This is a genomic window from Flavobacterium sp. KACC 22763, assembly GCF_028736155.1.
Lineage (GTDB): Bacteria > Bacteroidota > Bacteroidia > Flavobacteriales > Flavobacteriaceae > Flavobacterium.
In genome coordinates, this window is the sequence record NZ_CP117879.1 from 5,219,996 (window position 1) to 5,238,762 (window position 18,767).

Consider the following 18,767-nt stretch of genomic DNA (forward strand, 5'->3'; position numbering starts at 1 on the left):
AAATTGGATTTTGGGTTTTAAAAAATTGGAATTTAATTCGAGATTGGAATTTAAAAAAATAAGAAAATATGCTGTACTATTTATTTGAATATTTTGATAAAACATTGGACATTCCTGGAACAGGAGTTTTCCAGTATATCACATTTAGGTCAGCTTTGGCATTTATGCTTTCGTTGCTTCTGTCGACTATTTATGGTAAAAGAGTAATTAACTTTTTGCGCCGTCAGCAAGTGGGAGAAACAGTTCGAGAACTTGGTCTTGCTGGTCAGAATGAAAAAGCTGGTACGCCAACAATGGGTGGATTGATCATCATTTTGGCTACTCTTATTCCAGTTTTGTTATTTGCAAGATTGCATAACATTTATATCGTATTGCTTATTGTGACTACGTTGTGGATGGGAAGTATCGGTTTTGTGGATGATTATATTAAAATATTCAAAAAAGATAAACAAGGATTAAAAGGTATTTTTAAAGTAATTGGTCAAGTTGGTCTTGGAATCATTGTTGGGGCAGTACTTTATTTTAATCCGGCAGTTACAGTAAGAACAGACACAGGCCGTGCAGATATTTTTAAAACAGCTGCAAATTCAACAGTTGTTGTTCCTGCTGGTGTTGAAGAAAAGTCTACAGCAACCACAATTCCTTTCGTGAAAAACAACGAATTTGACTATGCTGAAGTTTTGTCTTTCATGGGTGATGGATATGAAAAATGGGCTTGGCTAGTATTTATTCCAGTAGTAATTTTTATTATCACAGCAGTTTCAAACGGAGCAAATTTAACAGATGGTATCGATGGACTGGCCGCAGGGACCTCCGCAATATCCGTCCTCGCGCTCGGGATTTTTACATTTGTTTCAGGTAATATTATTTTCTCAAATTATCTTAACATTATGTATATCCCAAATTCGGGAGAAATGACGGTTTTTATTTCTGCCTTTGTTGGTGCTCTAATCGGATTTCTTTGGTACAACTCATATCCAGCATCGGTTTTTATGGGAGACACAGGAAGTTTGACTATTGGAGGAATCATTGCGGTATTGGCAATTGCAGTTCGAAAAGAAATATTGATTGTTTTATTCTGTGGGATTTTCTTAGCAGAAAGTGCTTCAGTAATTATTCAGGTAACTTATTTTAAATATACGAAGAAGCGTTTCGGAGAAGGACGAAGAATTTTCCTGATGTCGCCACTTCATCATCATTATCAGAAAAAGGGATATCACGAAAGTAAAATCGTAACCCGTTTCTGGATTGTTGCCGTAATGTTAGCCATATTGTCAATCATTACCCTAAAATTAAGATAAATGAGATTAGTAGTTTTAGGTGGAGGAGAAAGCGGGGTAGGAACCGCGATCCTCGGTAAGAAACAAGGGTATGAGGTTTTTGTATCCGATTTTGGAAAGATTAAAGAGAGTTACAAAGAAGTTCTTATCATTAATAAAATTGCTTGGGAAGAGGAGCAGCATACTGAAGATTTAATTCTTAATGCTGATGTGGTGATGAAGAGTCCTGGAATTCCTGATAAATCTCCGATAGTAAAAAAACTAATTGCAGCTGGAGTTAAAGTGATTTCTGAAATTGAATTTGCATTTCCTTACACAGAGGCAATGACCATCGGGATTACGGGAAGTAATGGTAAAACGACCACCACAATGCTTACACATCATTTGCTAAAGTATGCAGGACTGAATGTAGGATTGGGAGGGAATATTGGAAAAAGCTTCGCCTGGCAGGTGGCTGAAAATAAGTTTGATGCATACGTTCTTGAATTAAGCAGTTTTCAGTTAGACGGAATAATAGATTACAGACCCGATATTGCGATAATAACCAATATAAGTCCGGACCATTTAGATCGATACGAATATAAATATGAAAATTATATCAATTCGAAGTTCCGAATAACAATGAACCAGACTGAGAATGACTATCTCATTTACGATGCAGATGATGAAGCAAGCACAGAATGGTTAAAGAAGAACAAAACAAAAGCAAAACTAATTCCTTTTTCATTGACGAAAAAATTTGATGAAGGGGCTTCTATAAATAACAACAAAATGGAAATAAAGATCAACCAAGAAGAGTTTACAATGGATACAGAACACATTGCGTTAGAAGGAAAACATAATATGAAAAACGCCATGGCAGCAAGCTCTGTAGCTAAATTGATGCAAATTAGAAATGCAACGATTCGTGAAAGTCTATCTAATTTCCAAGGTGTTGAGCACCGTTTAGAAAAAGTATTAAAAATACAGAACGTTCAATATATCAATGATTCAAAAGCAACAAACGTAAACGCTACTTTCTTTGCTTTGGATAGTATGAATGCACCAACAGTTTGGATTGTTGGAGGTGTTGATAAAGGAAACGATTACAACGAATTAATGTCTTTAGTACGTGAAAAAGTAAAAGCAATTATCTGTCTTGGAATCGATAACCGTAAAATTATCGATGCTTTTGGAAACGTTGTAGATATTATGGTTGAAGTAAATAATATGAATGATGCAGTAAAAACTGCTCAAAGATTAACAGAAAAAGGCGATGTGGTTTTATTGTCTCCAGCCTGCGCGAGTTTCGATTTATTCGAAAACTACGAAGACCGTGGAAAACAATTTAAACAAGCAGTGCATAATTTATAATTTTAGATTTTAGAGTTCAGATTTTAGATTGTTCTCAATCTTTGAACTCAAATTAAGTTCTTTTTGATTATGACGACGGATGAAATGAAAATGAGAACAAAAAAGTTCTCTTTAATGATAATTGAATTGGCTGAAAAAATGCCAAATACAAATGTGATTAGATCAATAACTAATCAGATAGTAAGAAGTGGAACATCTGTTGGGGCAAATTATAGAGCAGTTTGTCGAGCCAGAAGCGATAGAGAATTTGTTGCTAAAATGAATATTGTTTTAGAAGAAGCAGATGAAACTTTGTTTTGGTTAGAAATTATAAAAGAAAAAATGTGGATTGCAAAATCTGAATTTGAAGCAATTTGGAAAGAAGGAAATGAGTTAACAGCCATTTTTGTAAGCAGTTTAAAAACAGTAAATAACAGAATCAATAATAAAAATTAGTTTAAAGGTTTAGTGGGGAAAAATCTAAAATCTAAACTCTAAAATCTAAAATATGAAGGAGCTAGTTAACAAACTAAAAGGAGATAGAGTAATATGGTCATTTGTGGCTTTATTGGCTTTGTTTTCGTTTATGCCTGTTTTTAGTGCAAGTAGTAATCTGGCGTATATAGGTCATGGAACTGGGAATACATTGGGGTATTTGGTAAAACATCTGGCTCACGTTTGTATCGGTTTCTTGATTATTTACTGGGTTCATAAAGTGCCATATCATTATTTTAGAGCAATTTCAAAAATTGCGCTTCCAGTGGTTTGGCTATTATTGCTGTACACCTTATTGAAAGGAACAGTAATCGCGGGAGCAAATGCGAGCCGTTGGATTCAGGTGCCGTTCATTGGAATTACGTTTCAAACTTCGACGTTAGCGGCAAGCGTATTGTTTATTTACGTTGCGCGTTATTTGTCGAAAACCAAAGAAGAAAACGAGCCGTTTCAAACCTCGTTTATTCAGCTTTGGGTTCCGGTATTTATCACTTTGGCATTAATATTACCAGCCAACTTTTCGACCACAGCGTTGATATTTTCAATGGTAATGATGCTTACGTTTATTGGTAAATATCCATTAAAATATATTGCTTTTATCATAGGATCGGGAGTTGCAATGTTGGCTTTTTTCCTTTTGGTGGCAAAAGCATTTCCAGATTCAAGATTTTTCAGTAGGGTTTCAACGTGGGAAAGTCGTATTATGAACTTTACAACCGATAAACCAGACGAAGATGATTATCAGATTGAAAAAGCAAAAATTGCAATCGCATCAGGTAGATTGGGCGGATTAGGGCCAGGAAAAAGTGTTCAGAAAAATTTCTTGCCACAGTCATCTTCAGATTTTATTTATGCAATTGTAGTAGAAGAATATGGTTTAGTTGGTGGTGTTGCAATATTAGTTCTGTACTTGTTATTGTTGTTCCGATTTGTAATCGCATCGCATAAAGCGAATACCTTGTTTGGAAAATTAGTCGTCGTCGGTCTCGGATTTCCGATGATATTTCAAGCGATGATAAATATGGCGGTTGCGGTGGAGTTGTTGCCAGTAACAGGGCAGACGCTTCCGCTGATAAGTTCTGGAGGTAGTTCTATCTGGATGACATGTTTCTCTCTCGGAATCATTATTAGTGTAACTAAAAAAGAAGAAGAAATCGCCGAAGAGCAAGAAGAAAAAGCAAGAAGAAAAGAAGCGCTTCAAAGATTAATAGATAAAGAATTGGCTGAAGAAGATTTGGCTAGCAATGAAAAAGAAGAGATTTACGAAGAAGAAGCTTTGTATTCTATCGAAGATAATTCAAGAAATCCGATGAATGCAGTTTTGAACAAATAATAAGGATTGAATAGTTATGACAAAGTATAAATTCATACTTAGCGGAGGAGGAACAGGAGGGCATATCTATCCTGCAATTGCGATTGCAAATGAATTAAAATTACAATTTCCCGATGCGGAATTTCTTTTTGTAGGTGCCAAAGATAAAATGGAAATGCAGAAAGTGCCTCAGGCAGGTTACGAAATAAAAGGTCTTTGGATTGCTGGATTGCAGCGAAAACTGACATTACAAAATTTGATGTTTCCGCTTAAATTGGCGAGCAGTTTATTGGAATCAAAAAGAATAATTAGAAAGTTCAAGCCAGATGTAGTAATCGGAACGGGTGGTTTTGCCAGCGGACCATTATTGCAAGCGGCAGGTTCGGCAGGAATTCCAACAGTGGTTCAAGAGCAGAATTCTTATCCAGGTATAACAAATAAATTGTTGAGCAAAAAGGCAAATGCAATTTGTGTGGCGTATCAAAATTTAGAGCGTTTTTTCCCGAAAGAAAAAATCGTTTTAACAGGGAATCCAGTTCGTCAAGATTTGATTGATATCGAAAGTAAACGAGAGGAAGCAATTGCTTTTTATGGTTTAGACCAAAATAAGAAAACATTGTTGGTTCTTGGAGGAAGTTTAGGAGCAAGAAGAATCAATCAGTTAATCGAAAAAGAATTGCAAAATTTTCTTTCGCAAGAGGTGCAGGTAATCTGGCAATGCGGGAAATTATATTTTGAAGAATATAAAAAGTACAATCAGCCAAATGTAAAAGTGGTTGATTTTATTGAAAGAATGGATTTTGTTTACGCAGCATCAGATGTCATAATTTCACGTGCAGGTGCTTCATCAGTGTCAGAATTATGCATTGTTGGAAAACCAGTGATTTTTATTCCGTCACCTAATGTAGCTGAGGATCACCAAACTAAAAATGCGCAGGCAATTGTAGATGAAAAAGGTGCGATTTTGTTGAAAGAATCTGAGCTTGACAGTCAGTTTAGCATTGTTTTTGAAGCGCTGCTGAAAGATCACGGAAAACAGAAACAATTAAGTGATAACATTAAAAAATTAGCTATGCCAAAAGCAACTCAGGCTATTGTTGCTGAGATTGTGAAATTGATAAATAAGTAATTAAATGAATTATATTCTAATTATTTTTTTTCTGCTTATTGTTTTAATCGGTGTAGCGTATTATTATGATTTTAAAAAGAATAAAAAATATTTCAAAAAATCTATAAGAGACATTCTGTCTTTGATAGCAATTGTTTTGGGAGTTTGTATTCTTTCAGAATTAGGGAATAAAGTTTTAGAATATTTTTATAAATAAAGAAAATGAATTTAAATCAAATACAAAACGTTTATTTTATTGGTATCGGAGGAATCGGAATGAGTGCTCTGGCTCGTTATTTCAAGTTTATTGGAAAACAAGTTTCAGGTTACGACAAAACACCTTCTATGCTGACTAGTGAATTGATTGAAAGTGGTATTGATATTCATTTTGAAGATAATATAAATTTAATTCCAACGGATTATTATGTAGAGAATACACTGGTAATCTACACACCAGCGGTTCCAAAAACTCATTCAGAATGGAATTATTTTATTGAAAGAAATTTTGAGGTTAAAAAACGTGCCGAAGTTCTCGGAATTATAAGTAGAGATACTTTCTGTTTTGCAGTTGCCGGAACACACGGAAAAACTACAACGTCAAGTATTTTGGGGCATATTTTGTTTCAAAGCGGTGCTGATGTAACAGCTTTCATTGGTGGAATTGTTGAGAATTATAATTCTAATTTAATCGGAAGCGGAAAAACCGTAACGGTTGTTGAAGCAGACGAATTTGACAGATCGTTTTTGCATTTGCGTCCAGATATCGCTTGTGTGACTTCTATGGATGCAGATCATTTGGATATCTATGGAACTAGCGATGCTATTCAAGCTTCGTTTAGAGAGTTTGCTTCAAAAGTAGAAGATAAAAACAATCTTTTTATAACCAAAGAATTGCCTTTAGACGGTGTTCAATGTGCTATAAATGAAGATGCTGTATATAAGGCTTATAACGTTCGTATTGAAGATGGAGCTTATGTTTTTGATGTGCAAACGCCGTCAGAAATCATGAAGGACTTACGTTTTGGACTGCCTGGAAAACACAATTTAATGAATGGATTGATGGCTATTGCGATGGCTAAAACTTTCGGCACCCCGACCGATTCTATTGCAAAAGCCATTGCTTCATTCAACGGAATCAGAAGACGTTTTTCATATCAAATTAAGAGCGAAAATTTAGTATATATTGATGATTATGCGCACCATCCAACAGAAATAAATGCTGTTCATCAAGCAGTTAGAGAATTATATCCAGGACGTAAAGTTTTAGCGATTTTCCAACCGCACCTGTTCAGCAGAACAAGAGATTTCGTTGACGGATTTGCGGAAAGCTTATCGCAGTTTGATGAAGTGTTTTTGATGGATATTTACCCTGCAAGAGAGCTTCCTATGGAAGGAGTGACTTCTGAGTGGCTTTTGGGTAAAATGACAAATTCGAACAAAAAAATTGTTGCAAAAGAAGATTTATTAGGTGAAATCAAAGCCAGCGATGCACCTATTATTGTAACAATTGGAGCTGGTGATCTGGGAGAGATGGTTCCGTCAATTAAAAAGGTTTTAAATGAAAATATTTAATTGGGCAAATATAAGATTAGTACTTATTTTCGGACTGGTTTTGTTTCTATATTCCTTCGCGCAACATCGAAATGGAGATCGGAAATTAAAAAAATCGATGGTTGTTTTTGTAGGAGAAAATACGCTTTTTGTGAAGCCAGAAACGGTTAATAAATTGTTGATAGAAAATAAAAGAGACGCTTCCAGTATTAGAAAAGATGAAGTAGATTTGAATAAGATAGAGAAAACCCTCGATACGCAAGAGATGATTGAGAAGTCAAATGTTTTTGTAAGTATCGATGGAGTTCTAAAAGCAGTAGTAAAACAGAAGACGCCCATAGCAAGAGTTTATGATGGCGCCGCTTCTTTTTATATTGACTATGAGGGTAATAAAATGCCCTTGTCGGACAATTTCACTGCGCGAGTTCCTCTTGTTTCAGGGGCAATAAATGCAAAAAATAACGAAGATTTAGCAGCTTTATTTCGCACAATTTATGACGATGCGTTTTTGAAAAAAAACATCATTGCTATAGAGATTATGCCGAATGGAAGCTTAAAAATGTTTAATCGTAACTATGATTACTTCATAGATTTTGGCAGAACGATGAATGTTGATAAGAAATTTAGAAACTATAAAGCTTTCTTTCAAAAAGCGGTTTTAGATAGTTCGTTATACAAATACAAAAAAATTGACCTTAGGTTTACGGAACAAGTAGTTTGCACTAAATAATAGAAAATGGAAAAAGATAACATTGCAGTAGGTCTAGATATTGGAACAACCAAAATCGTTGCCATGATTGGCAAAAAAAATGAATATGGTAAGTTGGAGATTTTGGGTATTGGTAAATCCAAAAGTTTGGGAGTTGCCAGAGGAGTAGTAAACAACATCACGCAGACGATTCAATCGATACAGCAAGCGATAATCGAAGCAGAAAATAATTCAGGATACAAAATCAAAGATGTGGTTGTGGGTATTGCCGGACAGCACATCAGAAGTATTCAGCATACCGATTACATCAGTAGAAATAATCCAGAAGAAGTAATTGGCGAAAAAGATATTCAACTCCTAATCGATCAGGTAAACAAACTGGCGATGTTACCGGGAGAAGAAATTATTCACGTTTTACCGCAAGAATTTAAAATCGATGGGCAATCTGAAATTAAAGAGCCAATCGGAATGTACGGCGGAAGATTAGAATCTAGTTTTCACGTTGTAGTTGGGCAGGCATCTTCAATCAGAAACGTTGGAAGATGTATTCAGAGTTCAGGAATTGAATTGTCTGGATTGACCTTAGAGCCTTTAGCTTCGGCTGATGCTGTTTTAAGTCAGGAAGAAAAAGAAGCTGGTGTTGCGCTTATCGATATTGGAGGCGGAACAACAGATTTGGCTATTTTCAAAGATGGCATCATTCGTCATACAGCAGTAATTCCTTTTGGAGGAAATGTAATTACAGATGATATCAAAGAAGGATGTTCGATTATTGAAAAACAAGCTGAGCTTTTAAAGATAAAATTCGGATCTGCTTGGCCAGGAGAAAATAAAGACAATGAAATTGTTTCTATTCCAGGTTTAAGAGGAAGAGAGCCAAAAGAGATTTCGCTTAAAAACTTATCTAAAATTATCCATGCAAGAGTTGTGGAAATTGTAGAACAGGTTTTTGCAGAAATTAAAGCTTACGGACACGAAGATCCTCGTAAAAAACTAATCGCTGGAATTGTATTAACAGGTGGGGGTGCACAATTAAAGCACATTAAACAGCTGGTAGAATACATTACAGGAATGGATACTAGAATTGGTTATCCGAACGAGCATTTGGCAGGAAACTCTAGTGAAGAAATCTCTAGCCCGTTATTTGCAACTGCAGTAGGATTAGTAATGAACAGTATTGAAAACAGTTCGCAAAGTGCGGTTAGAATGGAAATGGTTCAAGAACAGCCAAAAATTGTTTACAGAACTGCTCCGCCAGTACAGCGATACGAAGTTGAAGAAAACTACGTTGAGAAAGTAGAAACCATTGAAGAACCTAGAGAAACCGTAAGTCAAAGGGTGCCTAAAAATGAATCTACTGAGACCAAAATAAGAAGATCATTTTTTGATCGATATGTCGACAAAATCAAAGAATTTTTAGACAACGCAGAATAATAAAAAGAGAAGGATTATTTCTTGCCCCAAGTCAAGAAGTAAAAAATGTACTTAATAAGAATTTCAAAAAACCAAAAAGATGATGAGCAACTCAGAATTTGGAAGTATTTCATTTGATTTACCAAAAAATCAATCAAATGTAATCAAAGTAATAGGTGTAGGTGGAGGCGGAAGTAACGCAATTAACCACATGTTCAAACAAGGTATTAAAGGCGTAGATTTTATCGTTTGTAATACCGATTCGCAAGCGCTTCAAAATAGTTCAGTACCCAATAAGATTCAGTTAGGAGTTAATTTAACTGAAGGGCTAGGAGCAGGAGCAAACCCAGACGTTGGACAGCAGTCGGCAATCGAAAGTATTTCGGATATTGAAAAAATGTTGGATAAAAATACTAAGATGGTATTCATTACTGCTGGTATGGGTGGAGGAACTGGAACTGGTGCAGCTCCGGTAATTGCTCAATTAGCAAAAGAAAGAGAAATATTAACAGTTGGTATCGTGACAATTCCGTTTCAATTTGAAGGGAAAGTGCGTCAGGAACAGGCAATTATTGGAATTGAGAAATTGCGTAAGCAGGTCGATTCTTTAATTGTAATCAACAACAATAAATTAAGAGAAGTATACGGAAATCTTGGCTTTAAAGCTGGATTCTCTAAAGCGGATGAAGTTTTGGCAACAGCCTCTAGAGGTATTGCTGAAGTAATTACGCACCACTATACTCAAAATATCGATTTACGTGACGCAAAAACTGTTTTGGCTAACAGCGGAACTGCGATCATGGGATCTTCTGTGGCTGAAGGCGACAACAGAGCTAAAGATGCTATTGTTTCAGCGTTAGATTCTCCATTGTTAAATGACAATAAAATTACGGGTGCCAAAAACGTATTGTTGCTTATCGTTTCTGGAACTAATGAGATCACTCTTGACGAAATTGGAGAAATCAACGACCACATTCAAGATGAAGCTGGTTACAATGCAAATATCATTATGGGGGTTGGTGAAGACGAAACTCTTGGTGAGGCTATTGCTGTAACTATTATTGCTACAGGTTTTGATGTAGAACAACAAAATGAAATTGTAAATACAGAGCCAAAGAAAATCATTCATACGTTAGAAGATGAGCAGAGAAGTGTTCATAATTTAACAAACAAACCACTTGCTTCTTTTGACCTAACTGTTGATACACCGACAGCAAAAGTGGAAGATAAAGTTGTTTTTGATTTAATTGACGATGATGAAACCTTTACTCCAACTGCACAAGCTGTTGCTCCAGCAATGAATCAGGAAGAGTTAGTGGTGATGTCTGAGTTTATCAAAAATCTAGATGTAACTTTCGAAATTGTTTCACCAATTACAGATATCGATTTTACAATTTCATCTCCTGAGGTACCAGCTGTTCAACAAGTTCAGCAAGTACAGCAACAACAGCCATTCCAGCCAGTGCAACAACAAAGAGTTTTCGAAAAAGAAGAACAAACAGCTTTCTCTTTTGATCTTCCTTTGTTTAAGCAAGAGCCTGTAAAAAGAGAGCCAGTTGTTGAGGATAATAGAGTTTTGTTTGAATTGACAAATGAAACTCGTGATATTAAAGTAAACGATCCAGTACAATTTGTTCCTGTAACTGAAGTTTCAGACAACGGAATTATTAAATATTCTTTAGAGGAATATATGGAAGTTGAAAATGATTTATTAGCTTCTAAACCAGTTGAAAAAGTAGTTGAGCCTACAATTCCAGAAGAATTAAATATTACATTGAAACAAAGAGTTGATTTTGCAAGTCAGCCTGATATTTCAACAACTTCTGAAGTTTCTCCTTTAGAATTAACTATTGAAGAAACATTGCGTTTAAGAGCAGAAGAAAGAAGAAAGAAACTAAAAGAATTTAACTATAAATTCCACAACAATGTTTCTAGAATTGATGAGTTGGAAAAAGAGCCAGCTTACAAAAGATTAGGAATAGATTTGTCTAATTCTCAGTCTAATAATACTAATTCTAGAATCTCTGTTGGAACAGACAGTAATAATGATTTACAATTACGTTCAAACAATTCATTTTTGCACGATAACGTAGATTAATTTTTAGAATCATAATATTAGGTAACCCGAAAATTGGATTTAATTTTCGGGTTATTTTTTTTATCTTCGCACAGAATTTCAGAATTTGACTTCCTAAATAGGTTTTTAAAGTGAATCTTGTTTTCACCCTGAGCGAAGTCGAAGGGTTAAATTAATATATCAATTAATAAGCACTCGCTTATTCAAATAAAATATAAACATGAGTTTACAAACACAAATCATGGACGAAATTAAAACGGCCATGAAAGCAAAAGATACAGTAGCTTTAGAAGCTTTAAGAGCTGTTAAATCTGAATTATTATTGGCTTCAACTGCTTCAGGATCTAAAGAAGATTTATCAGAAGATGAAGAAATTAAATTACTTCAGAGATTGGTTAAAACTCGTAAAGAGAGCGCAAGAATCTTTACAGAGCAAAACCGTCCAGATTTAGCAGAACCAGAATTGGCTCAAGTTGCTGTAATCGAGAAGTTTTTGCCAGCTCAATTAAGCGAAGAAGAAGTAGAAGCTGTAATTGCAAAAATCATTGCTGAAACAGGAGCTTCTGGAATTGCTTCAATGGGTAAAGTAATGGGATTAGCATCTGCTCAATTAGGCGGAACTGCTGAAGGAAAGACCATTTCTACAATTGTGAAAAAATTACTGTCGTAATTTTTAAGTTCCAATAAAGAAATTCCAAATTCCAAATTGGAAAGATCAATATATAAATTCCAAATTCCAATACTAAACTTGGAATTTGGGATTTTAAAAATTGAAAATTTAAATATTTTTTGACCTCGTAGTTCAACTGGATAGAATATCAGATTTCGGCTCTGAGGGTTGGGGGTTCGAACCCCTCCGGGGTCACTATAAAATTTGAAAGCCTGCAAAGTGTATATTTTGCAGGCTTTTTTATGGTTTGAAAATCGTTGCGATATTTTTTTATTTTTACAAAGGTCAGTGTTTACAAGCAATTTAGTTTCGAACCCCGTCAGGTACATCGTTTTTGCTAATAGGTTATATTTTTTATAAATCAGTATTATAATATAGATCTACAATTGAATTATCTAAAGTGTCAATATGAAATCCAGAATTCATATTATAATAATCATAAATTGTATAAAAACCTTCTAACTTCTCATTACTATTATAATGAAAGCCTACACTATCGACTCTTAATCCATCATACCATTCATCGTTAGCCTTACCATAGTCTAAACGGCCTATGCTACTCAAAATTTGTTGATAATTTTCATTGTAATAATTAATTAAATCTTTATGGGAATTATTTATCCAAGATAAATGCGAGTTTGTTTTTTCAATAAATTTAATAATGCTACTTTCTTTTTCTATACTAAATTCAACCTCTTCATTTAATACTTTTTTATTTAACAATATTATATCATTAAAGTCTGATTTTATACTTACTATAATAAAATATACTTCCTCATTAAATATAAAGTCGTTTCTCAATAATGTTTGGGGTAGATTTCTTTTTTTAGCAGTTCTTAAATCTCTATATTCAATTAATTCATAATGACTCACTTTAAATAAATCTTCGACTTTATTTAATAGATATTTCCATTTCAACTTATTTAAGTAATTTAATTTGTTTGAGGATAAATGGGTTTTAATAAATTTTCTACATTCCCATTTCCAGCCTAATTCATAATAAATTTTAGCAAGTAGATAACTTTGATTTTGATCTTTGCTATAATTTTCAAGTTCGTACATAATATCGAAGAGAGATTCTGCACTCTTTGTGGCATTATATAGACTTCCTTTCTTATGTTTATGGAAATCTTCTTTTGCTAGTTTATATCTTTTGTATATGTTCATAAAATTACCACTAACTTGTATATGTGTATGACATAGTCATATAAGTCATCCCCATTTCGGATAGATATGCTCTATAACGCAGTACTTAATTTTAAATCAAATATATTGATAATTCTTTGTAACGCATCAAATGAACTTAATACTTCGTTAATAATTAATGAAAATGAAATCTAAAGTGCTATAAAAAAATACTTCGTAATTGTTTTATTAATAAGAGATAAGATTTGAAATAAATATGAATTTTCATTAAATCTAAAATTTAGATTTTACTCAAAATCTTTAGATCTTCCAATAAATGGTTCGAATTCTGTACCGCCAAGGTCACTAAAAAAATTGAAAGCCTGAGAATCAATATTCTCAGGCTTTTTTGTGGTTGAAAAATACATTCTTAACTTTGGTTTCAATATTGGTTTACACATCATGAATCTTTAGTCGAAACGAAATATAGATCCAAAAGCATGACAAAAGAAGAATCTATTAAAGAGTATTATTTTAGAATCAATAAGAGTATAGATTATATTAAAGAAAATCTTCATGAAGAACTTTCTTTAGAGCAATTGGCTGTTCTTTCGAATTTTTCAAAATTTCATTTTCATAGAATTTTTAAGTCAGTTACAGGAAAAACAATTAATGATTTTATTAAAAATGCAAAAATTGAAAGAGCTTTATTCTTCTTAATGAACAATCCTTCCAAAACAATTAGCGAAATAGCAACTGATTGTGGTTTTTTAAGTATTTCATCCTTTTCAAGAGCTTTTCGTGAAGTTAAACAGCAAACACCTTCTGAATGGCGGAAGTTGTATAAAAATAGCAATATTGGTATAATAGATAGCAATATTGGAAAAATGCAGTCCGAAATCGAAAACTACCTTGCACTCAAATTAAATAATTTAAAAAATATTGAAATGAGTGAAACTATGAAACTTGATTTTGAAGTCAAAAAACTGGATGCATTTAATGTTATTTATATTCGAAATCTGAATATTCACAAACATGATAGCGAGACATTTGAAGATATGTTTAAACAGCTTTTTAGTTGGGCTTCTCCGAGAAATTTGGTGAATTTTCCTGAAACAAAAGCGTTAACCGTCTATAGGAGTAATGCTAATTTAGAAGGAATGCTTCAAGCAGATGTTTGTTTGTCTGTTCCTGAAAAAATAATAGGAGAAGGGATAATTGGCAATACGACAATAAGTGGCGGATTGTATGCTATTTTCCATAAAGAAGCGCCAATGTCAGAATGCTTTAAAACATGGAATTATATTTACGAAGTATGGTTTGAAGAAAATGGGTATCAGCCAGATAATAGAAATTTCTTCTTAAGTCATTTAAATGATCCTAAATTACATCCCGAAAATCATCATATTATTGATATTTATATACCAATAAAATTACTGTGATAATTATGAAATTGTCATTTAAGATCTCATTTTCTCTTACGGGAATTGGTTTGCGATTTAATTTTAGAATAAATTATTTTTAAATATTATATCAAAGTACTTAAACTAAGATGTTACTTAAATAGAAAATAGGCATTAGATTAAGCAGCCATTTAAAATCCTTAGCTCTTCTAGTAACGATTCGAAGCCTGCACCGTCAATGTCACAATAAAATTTAAAAATCTGAGAATGTAGATTCTCAGATTTTTTTTATGGTTTGAAAATCGATTTAGAAATTATCTAATTTTAATATAGTCTGCATTTACGTAGAATTCAGGTTTAAACGCTGTCAAGATTTTTTCGTTTTAAGTAATACCATAACTACTTAAACGATCTCCGTTTTTTATTAGTACATTAAATTTGTAGTAAAAATAATAATGATATATTTGTTTATGAGTGAGTTATTGCTGATTTAAGCTCGCTAATTTAAAGCTTAAACCTCTGTAATTAATTATTTACAATTGCGTTCTTTTTATTGGTAAGATATTCATAAAAGAAAAATCATATTCAGCTAAAATAATTTTTAATGAAGATGCATAATTGACTCAAATAAGCAAAAAAACACAAAAACAACTATTAGTTGCCAGAATACAACTGAAAGTAGCGTAAAAGCAACTAAAGGTAGATGCTATTTTTTGCATCAGGACTAGTGGACAAAATAACTTTGTGACATCACAAATACACAAAAATTATGATGCTAAATTCACAATCAATTGGCAATAAAATTGTCGCAGCAAGAAAGAAAGTAAATCTTTCACAAGCTGAACTTGCACAAAAGGTATCTATAAGTCCTCAAGCAGTTGGCAAATGGGAGCGTGGCGAATCTATGCCGGATATCACGACATTAAACCGACTTGCGGAAATTCTGGGTGTCGACCTTAACTATTTCTCCGATAGTTTTCAGACAGAAAAAAATGCAGCACCATTTATTGAAAAGATTTCTAAAGAAACAGGAGAGCGCGCAAAAAACAATCCAAGTGAAAAATTTGACTGGAATTGGGATATGTCGCAAGGTAATTGGATTGATGCTGATTTTTCGGGTTTAAAAAACTTAAAGGAAAAATTTAGCTCTTCAAATATGAAGAACTGCAAGTTTATAAAATCTGATTTATCTGGATTAATTCTGGGAAAAAACAATATTGAAGCGTGCGATTTCTCTAATTCGGACATTAGAAACACCAAAATCCAGTCTTCTAATCTTTCAAACAATCAGTTTAACAACTGCTATTTTATTGATGCTAATATTTTTAAAAGTAATATTGAAAAATGTAATTTTTCTGAAGCAGACTTTTCGGGTGCAGAAATTCTAGAATCAAACTTAGAGAGCAGTATTGTAAATGATGTCGTATGGAAGTTTACGAAATTTTGCAAATCAAGCATTAGTAATATTGTATTCACAGGAGCTTTTGAAGACTGTCATTTTGAAAATTGTTCCTTCTATGGAGTTAAATTTCAGGACGCGACAATTTTAAACACTTTTTTTAAGTATAATGATAGATTTAAAAAAGTTCAATTTATTAATTGTAAAGTTGACAAAATTACTTACGCATTTTTAAAAAACAACCAGGCAAATTTGACCGGAATTTCAATATTAGAAGATATTGACAAACAATAGAATAATCACTGATGTGAATATTTCAGACAATCGAGGTTAATAAAAAATAAAAGAGCCTGCAGAAAGTATATTTTGCAGGCTTTTCTATGGTTCGATGATTTTAAGATTCTCTTCTAGTTATTGATTTTTACTGTTTCTAAAAGTGTAAGTTACCAGATTTTTTACATTCTCATGGGTATTATTATATTTTTCATTCTCCAGTTCAAAGTTCATTTTCTTTAATATTGATACAGAATTAATATTGTCAGAAGAGGGGAAAGCAGTTATTATTTTTGCTTTTATTTTTTCAAACGCATATTCTATTATTTTGTTGATTGCTTCGGACATTATTCCTTTGCCTTGAAATTCACTCAACATTTCATATCCTATTTCTACAATTTCATTTTCAATATCAAAATTCCATAAACAAACTGAACCAATTAGGTTGTTATTTCCTTTTTCTGTTATAACCCAATAAATGCATTCATTTCTTGCAATTAAATTTTGCATTTTGATTATATATTCTTCTGCTTTTTTTAAGCTTGATGAATTTTCTCTTCCAACAAAAGCATTTACAATTGCATCAGAATGTAATTTATGTATTAAAGCAACATCAGTGTTTTCAATGTTTCTTAATACTAATCTTTCGGTAATCAGTTTAGGGAAATCTTTAAAATTCAATTCCATTCTGTATTTTTTTAATTCATTTTTTAGGCGAAATTTTGGCTTTTGCTTGACACTAATGAGTTAATACTACTGAAAACATCAGACATATTAATCAATATTTAGCAGATATATCTTATAAACTTTTAGAGGTTTATTATTAATTACATTTTATTTCTTTTTAGAATTTTTAATGATGTAATAAACCGAAAATACAAAGACAATGCTATAAATAACTGCCATTGCCGGATTCTCAAATTTTAAATTTTTAAAATCAAATTGCTTATATAAGGTTACGCCCAAAATGATGGCTACTATCCAAAAGACGAATGTAATAGGTTGGTTTTTATTTTCCATAATTAGATTGTTGGTTGTTAAATATTTTTTGGTTCAGATTTATAGTTTATCCTGTTCAGCTCTTAATAGATCAAAAATACTCTCGCTCTTAAAGTTCTCCATAAACAAGTTGATTAGAGGAACAGTTGGGCTTTTTGGATATTTTTTCATGAATCGGTTGAATTCCTGAATATTTTCTGGGTAAATATAGTTTTCATCTGTTGCTCTTTCCGCAGTTGGTGTATTGTCTTGACCAACAAGATAATCCATCTGGTAATTTTTGTATTGCTCTTTTACAGATGCAATCAAATTTGAATCAGGATATTTGGTCATGAAATTTTCCCATGAAATTATTCTGTCTCCCAAATCTTTAAAAGAGATAACAAGTCCAGCATCTGCAGAATAAAGCGATTTGCTTTCTTCACTTATTAAATACAAATAATCTTTATAATCACGCGTAACGTAGTTTTTAAAAATTTGATAGTAAAAATCATGAACGGGTTCTATTTCAACGTATCCTTCACCAATTTCAGAAAACTCAAGTTGGTGTTTAGAAAGTTTTTCGCCCAAAAGCTTAACAGCTTTTTTATTGGCCTCATCTTCATTGTAGAATTTATCCAATACTCCAGCTTCTTTTTCGGCTATTTGCTGTACTAAAGCGGTATTTTCTTCAGAATATTTTTCATACAAAGCATTGGCTTCTTTATTAGAAAGTGTTTTTAATTTACGAATAACTTCATTTTTATTTTTAGAAAATTGTTCTAGCAAATCAGAATTTGATTGTTCTGTTTGCGTAGTATTTTCAACTTTAATGCTGTCTTTTTTTGTTGTCTCTTTGTTCTGAACGTTTTTAGTGTCTGTTTGTTTGCATGAGGAAAGTAAAATTACAGAAGCAATTACAGTCAAGGATTTTCTCATTTTATAGATTAAGTTTTTAAACTGTTTGGAAATGTTTTTTAAATGAAAAGGACAAAAAAGATAAATTCTTCCTTGTCCTTTATTTTTTTAGAATTGATTTAGGATTTAAAGAACGTTAGAAAGTGTGTTTAAATTCGCTCATTCCGCTAAATTCTTTATACTCTGAATATATGTCAATGCCAAGAAGTATCCATTTTCTAGTTCCTCCAGCTTGATATTGAAAGGTGTTTTTCTTTTCTGTTTTATTTATAGTAATGTACTGTGTAGACCATTCTGTGCCAAAAGAATATCCAGTTCTTGGAATCAATGCTGAACGAGCATTTTCGCCATCGCATATAACGTACAATTCGATTTTTGATAAGAGATCATCTTCAAGAGTAATTTTTGAAAGATAGGTATTGCGATTTGAAGGTTGTTTTTCGGTTTCCCTATTTTCAAATTCAAATTTTTTATCTTTTTGTTCATTACCAGGTCTTGTCATAAAGGATAAAGCAAAAAAAGAAAAGAGAATGGCAACGGATAAGCTAACTTTTTTACGAATCTCTGCTGCTTTTTTTGCGCAAAAAATAAGAAGTCCTAAAGACAGTACAAGATTTAGTATTCCCCAGATTAACTCTATCATGATTTTATTTTTGGTATATCAAAAGTACATTTTTATTTCAAAAAATAAGATAATCCTTATTTTTAATTATTCGTTAATATT

General features: G+C 32.7%; 17 protein-coding genes and 1 tRNA gene. 13 read left to right on the forward strand and 5 right to left on the reverse strand.

What is annotated here, in order from left to right; all coding sequences use genetic code 11:
- Positions 1–68: 68 nt before the first annotated feature.
- The 11 genes from mraY (at position 69) to PQ463_RS22060 (ending at position 12,142) form a co-directional block, all read left to right on the forward strand.
- Positions 69–1,301 carry a phospho-N-acetylmuramoyl-pentapeptide-transferase gene (mraY, locus tag PQ463_RS22010; protein ID WP_274255500.1) on the forward strand — a complete coding sequence of 411 codons (1,233 nt, stop codon included), beginning with the start codon at positions 69–71 and terminating at the stop codon, positions 1,299–1,301.
- Positions 1,302–2,633, forward strand: a complete 1,332-nt coding sequence (gene murD, locus PQ463_RS22015; RefSeq protein ID WP_274255501.1) for a UDP-N-acetylmuramoyl-L-alanine--D-glutamate ligase — start codon at positions 1,302–1,304, stop codon at positions 2,631–2,633.
- Positions 2,634–2,747: 114 nt separating this feature from the next.
- Positions 2,748–3,068: a four helix bundle protein gene (locus PQ463_RS22020; protein WP_443135189.1), complete on the forward strand. Its 321-nt coding sequence runs from the start codon at positions 2,748–2,750 to the stop codon at positions 3,066–3,068.
- 52 nt (positions 3,069–3,120) lie between these two features.
- A complete protein-coding gene (locus tag PQ463_RS22025; RefSeq protein WP_274255503.1) occupies positions 3,121–4,440 on the forward strand; it encodes an FtsW/RodA/SpoVE family cell cycle protein in 1,320 nt (439 codons plus the stop codon).
- A gap of 16 nt (positions 4,441–4,456) precedes the next feature.
- Positions 4,457–5,548 (forward strand): undecaprenyldiphospho-muramoylpentapeptide beta-N-acetylglucosaminyltransferase, encoded by a 1,092-nt coding sequence (gene murG, locus PQ463_RS22030; RefSeq protein WP_274255504.1) that lies wholly within the window; start codon positions 4,457–4,459, stop codon positions 5,546–5,548.
- Positions 5,549–5,749: 201 nt separating this feature from the next.
- Positions 5,750–7,099 (forward strand): UDP-N-acetylmuramate--L-alanine ligase, encoded by a 1,350-nt coding sequence (gene murC, locus PQ463_RS22035; RefSeq protein WP_274255505.1) that lies wholly within the window; start codon positions 5,750–5,752, stop codon positions 7,097–7,099.
- Entirely contained in the window at positions 7,086–7,808 is a 723-nt protein-coding gene (locus PQ463_RS22040; protein ID WP_111422786.1) for a cell division protein FtsQ/DivIB, read from the forward strand. The genes murC and PQ463_RS22040 overlap by 14 nt, the downstream gene beginning before the upstream one ends.
- A gap of 6 nt (positions 7,809–7,814) precedes the next feature.
- Positions 7,815–9,221, forward strand: a complete 1,407-nt coding sequence (gene ftsA, locus PQ463_RS22045) for a cell division protein FtsA (RefSeq protein WP_274255506.1) — start codon at positions 7,815–7,817, stop codon at positions 9,219–9,221.
- Between the two features lie 79 nt (positions 9,222–9,300).
- The gene (gene ftsZ / locus PQ463_RS22050; RefSeq protein ID WP_274255507.1) at positions 9,301–11,298 is read left to right on the forward strand and encodes a cell division protein FtsZ; all 1,998 of its coding nucleotides are present in this window, start codon (positions 9,301–9,303) and stop codon (positions 11,296–11,298) included.
- Positions 11,299–11,497: 199 nt separating this feature from the next.
- On the forward strand, positions 11,498–11,947 hold the full coding sequence (locus PQ463_RS22055) for a GatB/YqeY domain-containing protein (protein ID WP_198854339.1): 450 nt from the start codon (positions 11,498–11,500) through the stop codon (positions 11,945–11,947).
- Between the two features lie 121 nt (positions 11,948–12,068).
- Positions 12,069–12,142: transfer RNA gene (locus PQ463_RS22060), tRNA-Arg, on the forward strand.
- Positions 12,143–12,301: 159 nt separating this feature from the next.
- Here PQ463_RS22060 and PQ463_RS22065 read toward each other — a convergent pair.
- Positions 12,302–13,114 carry a hypothetical protein gene (locus PQ463_RS22065; protein WP_274255508.1) on the reverse strand — a complete coding sequence of 271 codons (813 nt, stop codon included), beginning with the start codon at positions 13,112–13,114 and terminating at the stop codon, positions 12,302–12,304.
- A 458-nt stretch (positions 13,115–13,572) separates the two neighbouring features.
- Here PQ463_RS22065 and PQ463_RS22070 point away from each other — a divergent pair, with 458 nt between their 5' ends.
- Positions 13,573–14,514 (forward strand): AraC family transcriptional regulator, encoded by a 942-nt coding sequence (locus PQ463_RS22070; protein WP_274255509.1) that lies wholly within the window; start codon positions 13,573–13,575, stop codon positions 14,512–14,514.
- Between the two features lie 730 nt (positions 14,515–15,244).
- The gene (locus PQ463_RS22075; protein ID WP_274255511.1) at positions 15,245–16,168 is read left to right on the forward strand and encodes a helix-turn-helix domain-containing protein; all 924 of its coding nucleotides are present in this window, start codon (positions 15,245–15,247) and stop codon (positions 16,166–16,168) included.
- A 117-nt stretch (positions 16,169–16,285) separates the two neighbouring features.
- On the opposite strand, the gene PQ463_RS22080 is transcribed toward PQ463_RS22075, so the two are convergent.
- The 4 genes from PQ463_RS22080 to PQ463_RS22095 form a co-directional block, all read right to left on the reverse strand.
- Positions 16,286–16,834, reverse strand: a complete 549-nt coding sequence (locus tag PQ463_RS22080) for a GNAT family N-acetyltransferase (RefSeq protein ID WP_274255512.1) — start codon at positions 16,832–16,834, stop codon at positions 16,286–16,288.
- Between the two features lie 147 nt (positions 16,835–16,981).
- Positions 16,982–17,167 carry a hypothetical protein gene (locus tag PQ463_RS22085; protein WP_274255513.1) on the reverse strand — a complete coding sequence of 62 codons (186 nt, stop codon included), beginning with the start codon at positions 17,165–17,167 and terminating at the stop codon, positions 16,982–16,984.
- A 39-nt stretch (positions 17,168–17,206) separates the two neighbouring features.
- Complete coding sequence (locus PQ463_RS22090; RefSeq protein WP_274255514.1) at positions 17,207–18,064, reverse strand: tol-pal system YbgF family protein; 858 nt, start codon at positions 18,062–18,064, stop codon at positions 17,207–17,209.
- A gap of 115 nt (positions 18,065–18,179) precedes the next feature.
- On the reverse strand, positions 18,180–18,686 hold the full coding sequence (locus tag PQ463_RS22095; protein ID WP_274255515.1) for a hypothetical protein: 507 nt from the start codon (positions 18,684–18,686) through the stop codon (positions 18,180–18,182).
- Positions 18,687–18,767 lie beyond the last annotated feature (81 nt).